The sequence below is a fragment of the Mycobacterium sp. 1165178.9 genome, assembly GCF_001673555.1.
In the GTDB taxonomy this organism is placed as follows: domain Bacteria; phylum Actinomycetota; class Actinomycetes; order Mycobacteriales; family Mycobacteriaceae; genus Mycobacterium.
In genome coordinates, this window is record NZ_LZMB01000328.1 from 1 (window position 1) to 2841 (window position 2841).

At 59.8% G+C, this 2841-nt stretch carries 5 protein-coding genes; all 5 read left to right on the plus strand.

Going from position 1 to position 2841, the window contains the following annotated elements; genetic code table 11:
- Positions 1 to 471, plus strand: a 471-nt coding sequence (locus A5652_RS14360) for a site-specific integrase (protein ID WP_067352288.1), incomplete at its 5' end; no start/stop codon positions are given.
- Positions 472 to 623: 152 nt separating this feature from the next.
- Positions 624 to 863: a hypothetical protein gene (locus tag A5652_RS14365; protein WP_067352303.1), complete on the plus strand. Its 240-nt coding sequence runs from the start codon at positions 624 to 626 to the stop codon at positions 861 to 863.
- A complete protein-coding gene (locus A5652_RS14370; RefSeq protein WP_067352292.1) occupies positions 860 to 1366 on the plus strand; it encodes a hypothetical protein in 507 nt (168 codons plus the stop codon). The genes A5652_RS14365 and A5652_RS14370 overlap by 4 nt, the downstream gene beginning before the upstream one ends.
- Positions 1367 to 1777: 411 nt before the next feature.
- Positions 1778 to 2344, plus strand: a complete 567-nt coding sequence (locus A5652_RS14375) for a hypothetical protein (RefSeq protein ID WP_156745340.1) — start codon at positions 1778 to 1780, stop codon at positions 2342 to 2344.
- A gap of 234 nt (positions 2345 to 2578) precedes the next feature.
- On the plus strand, positions 2579 to 2797 hold the full coding sequence (locus A5652_RS14380; protein ID WP_067352299.1) for a hypothetical protein: 219 nt from the start codon (positions 2579 to 2581) through the stop codon (positions 2795 to 2797).
- Positions 2798 to 2841: the final 44 nt, after the last annotated feature.

Below are 2841 nucleotides of genomic sequence, written 5' to 3' on the forward strand. Positions count from 1 at the left end.
TTGGCCGAGACGGGGATGCGTGCCAGCGAGCTGGTGGATTTGCAAATCTCCGATGTAGACCTGGCCCGAGGATTGCTCACGGTGCGCCGCGGTAAGGGCGCTGTGGGTAGGTTCGCGCCGTTTGGCCCGCAGGTCGCCACAGCGCTGGATCGCTATATCCGTATGCGCCGCAACCACGTAACCTCCGATGTGACACAGTTATTCGTTGGCGGGCATATCAAATCTTTCACTTATTGGGCGCTGGCGCAGACATTGCGACGCCGTGCCCGAGATGCCGGTATCGAGGGCTTTCACGTTCATCTGATGCGGCACACTGCCGCTACCAGGTGGCTGCGGGCCGGCGGGTCAGAGGCGGGATTGATGGCGGTGGCGGGCTGGTCGAACCGGCAGATGATCGATAGGTACACCGGCGCGTCGGCGTCTGAGCGTGCTGCCGAGGAGGCCCGCAAGTTGAACTTGGGCGACCTCTGAGCTTGCGAATGAGATGAAGCGGGGTGGCGTCTACCCCGCTCAGCTCTGTACTGTGCTGACAACCAACCAAAGGGAGTGCCCTGGCTGCGCCGCAGCTGGGGCTGTTTTCGATACCCGATTGGTTGGAGATGACAGTATCTACGGAGCGCCGTTTGCAGGCGCAAATCAATGCCCTCAAGTCTTGGGCGCAAACCCCTGATCGTTCGGCACGAACGCATAAAGCCCGGCACGCCGCCGAGAACCGTTACGAGAAGCTCGTGGACCCCGATGGCAAGCTTCCGGCTGCCGCCCGCGCGAAGATGGCCGAGGCTGCCCGTAAGGCCCATTTCCGGGGCATGGCGTTGAAGTCTGTGGAGTCTCGTCGCCGTCGTGCGATGGGCGGTGCGGCGTGACCATTGACGCGAACTACGCGGACCTGATCGCCGTCGAGGAAAAGAAAATCCGGGAGCGTAAGCGCACCGAAAACCTGACCGGTGAGCAGCGGAAGCTTTGGCGGTCGCTGGGAAACCGCAAGTGGAAAGGCGTCATGCCGAAGGCGCTGACCACTTCCTGGTCTCGCCACCAACACGCCTTCTGGGCCGAGCATGCCCAGAATGAGACGTTCCCCGCCTGGTTCCGTGTGATGGCGTTTGCCTTCGGCAGTGACAAGACGAATGGGCACATCAACGTGCCTGCCGGCGAGTTGACGAAATGGCTGGGCGTAGACAAGAGCGTGACCGGTAGGGCGATCAAGTTCGCCGTTGAGCACGGGCTGTTGGGTGAGGGGTCAAGCCCTCGCTGCCTCGTCCTGCCGGGGCGGGAGAAGATCGTCGGGACCAACGTGCTGGCGGAGTCTCCGATCTGGGGTGGCACGGACGGTAATCCGTTCGGGAAATGCCAGGTGTGCCACGTCTGAAAAGGGTTGCACGAATCGCAACTTTGCTGCGTAAACGTGCTGGTCAGGGGCCCGAAATCGGGATTCCTTTATTAATAGGGAGAAAAGGTCTCTTCCCTGGCTTGTAAACCGAACGAAGTGAGGCCTCAGCCACGCACATAGCGCCACCTTGAGGCGTCTTTTAAGCCCGGAGGGCGCTGGTGAGCGCGCTCGCAACCGAACGTCACCTCACGAGGTGATCTGCCCCTACCGCACTCCAAGCTGGACCCCACTTCCGCAAATGGGGAGGCACCTTCGCGGCATTCAAATTGACCTTGCCTAACGAAGTGCGACGGAAAACCATCTCGAAAAGACGAGAAACAGAACTTAAGGCGAGTGCTGACCAACTGTGGTCATGCCATGCGCGGAAGGGCACTTGTGATAGGAGAGAAAGTGCACAGCGTTCACGAGTACGAGCGCCTCGGTTATCGGATCATCCAGGACTGCCCGCACTACATGCTGGGCGTCGACCTGGACGTGTGGCGTTTGCCCCGCCGGGTTCCGTGTAAAGGCGGGGCCACGCGGCAGACGGCAGCGAAGCGGCTGAAGCCGAGCACAGACGGGCGCGTGTCGCTGCTGTGCCATGACCAGAAGATGCGGCGCTATCACGTCCGCAATGACCTGTTCCCGGCCGTATTCCCCGAGCTTGCACACCCCCGCCCGCAGGTGGAATGCCGCCGTGGCCACCCACTGATGGAGTTCGACCACGAAGTCTTGCTGAAGTGGATGTCACCCAAGCCAAACATTGCCCGCTGGGGCACGGGCAACCGGATTTGCCTCGCCTGCTCTGACCTCCCCGAGGCGTTCGACACGCACACCTATTCAGTGGCCTATGGCACGGGAGGAGTGCCGTATTACAGCGACCTTTCGGCCGCACCGAAACTATGGGACGACCCCCGCCAACTCGAAGAACTGGAATGGGCGGCGCAGGGTTTTATCATCACGAATTCCCCATGGTAAAGCTGCAGGTTAATTAGCTTTCCGATTTTACACTAGTGGTAGAACAGATTATGACTACCAGTATTGAAACAAACGGAACCGATGTAATCATCGCCGGCCGGCTCCGCCTTCCTATTGATGAGGCTGCGGAGTTGGCGGATGCCCTGGCGCGATTAACTCGGGCGCGATTAACTCCGGCCACCACGCCAGCCAAAGCCCGGCTAATGAGATACGGGCCGAAAATGAAAGTTGAATATGAGTAAGACGATCCACAGCACCCACTACAAGACTGTCGTGGCCAAAGAGTTCGAGATCCTAGTGGACACCGATGAGGATCGCGGGCCGGTAATCGGGTTGAAGGTGAACCCCCACAATGGCAGGTCGTTCATTATGCCGATTACGTTTCCAGCCGCTAAGGCGGTCGCGATGGATATTCTGAAAACGCTGCTGTTCGCGGCTCCAGAACTGTTCTAAATGGCTCCAGAATCGCCGCAGACAGACGAATGATCACGAGGGCG